2 protein-coding genes and 1 pseudogene are annotated in these 1,334 nt (G+C 55.4%); 1 reads left to right on the top strand and 2 read right to left on the bottom strand.

Annotation, left to right across the window (positions count from 1 at the left end; translation table 11 throughout):
• Positions 1-232: pseudogene (locus AC1DRJ_RS27920) on the top strand (halovibrin HvnA); the annotation flags it as partial.
• A 2-nt stretch (positions 233-234) separates the two neighbouring features.
• Here AC1DRJ_RS27920 and AC1DRJ_RS27915 read toward each other — a convergent pair.
• Positions 235-612 carry a response regulator gene (locus AC1DRJ_RS27915; protein WP_007949268.1) on the bottom strand — a complete coding sequence of 126 codons (378 nt, stop codon included), beginning with the start codon at positions 610-612 and terminating at the stop codon, positions 235-237.
• A gap of 77 nt (positions 613-689) precedes the next feature.
• On the bottom strand, positions 690-1,334 hold a 645-nt coding region (locus AC1DRJ_RS27910; protein WP_477804989.1), incomplete at its 5' end, for a sensor histidine kinase.

The raw sequence follows: 1,334 nt of genomic DNA, 5'->3' as shown, positions 1-1,334 counted from the left end.
CGATTACACCGAGTTGATCCTGGCCACATGGCCACAAAACATTCCTCGGGAACTACCTATCGAGGCTTTTTACTACCTTCCTGGCGGGCTGGCAGGTGCGCAGCATGATCAGAAGGACTTTTATTCCAGTGCTGGGGGAAAAGTCGTTCCAATCATCAAACTGACATTGCCTGCTACACCCTCCGACAACGCGACCTTTACTTACCTTCAAGCGGATCAGGTAGTGCCGTAAGCTCAGGACAGCATTTGCTGCATGAGCTCTTGCAGTTCATCCAGATCGAACGGCTTGGCCAGGATCGGCGCGGTTTTGGTGATCGGGCTGTCGGTCTCGCGGATTTCCTGCGGATAACCGCTGATAAAAATCACTTTGAGTTCCGGTCGCAGCTTTACCGCAGGCTCGGCAATCTGTACACCKGAAATCCCGCCGGGCAAGCGGAAATCAGTGATCATCATGTCCAGGTGCGGTTTGCTCGCCAGTATTTCAAAGGCCTGCTCGCCGTTTTCGGCCTGCAGCACCCGATAACCTTCACCCGACAAATAAGCGGACAACACCATCAGAATCGAGGGGTCATCCTCGACAATGAGTACTACATCTTGCGCATCTTCACTCATGGGAAGCCTTTGTTCGGTCAATAGCTGCTGATACGACCGTRKGGTCRMTCAGAGGTTGCGTTTATCCAGCTGTTTTCCTACAGCGGTAGACAAACGCGAAACAAGGCGCCTTCGCCAATCCGGCTCTCGACGGTGATAGTGCCGCCATGGGCAGCGACAATCTGTTCCGAAATAAAGAGTCCCAAGCCCAATCCCGCCACGACGGTTTTGGCTGACACCCGTTCAAACTGCTGAAAAATACGTTTCTGGTTCTCTTCGCCAATGCCGATACCGCGATCCTGAACCTCGACCCGCGCCTGGCCGTCCTGATTGTACACGCGAACGTCGATCGGGCTGTGGGCGCCATAACGCAACGCATTCGTCAGCAGGTTGGAAATCACTTGTTCGATACGGAATTCGTCCCAGCTGCCGACCACCGGTTGCTCGGCCGTCAGCGTCAACGAAGACTCGGCGGCATCGACCTGCGGGGCGAAATTTTGCAGCAGGTTGCTGACCAATTGCACCAGATCAAATCGGCTCGGCCGGATCGACAGCTTGCCGGTGCGAATGCGTGACACGTCCAGCATGTCTTCGATCAAGCGGATCAGGCTTTTGATCTGCCGCTCATCGCGGTCGACCATGGCGTGCATCTTGTCCAGCGTGAACGCTGAAGCGTTGTCCCGCGCCAGATGCATCTTGCGCAGCTGGGTTTCAAGGATCAGGCCATTGAGCGGTGTGCGCAC

The sequence above is a fragment of the Pseudomonas sp. P5_B2 genome (assembly GCF_056400445.1).
This window is presented reverse-complemented; position numbering and strand designations above follow the sequence as displayed.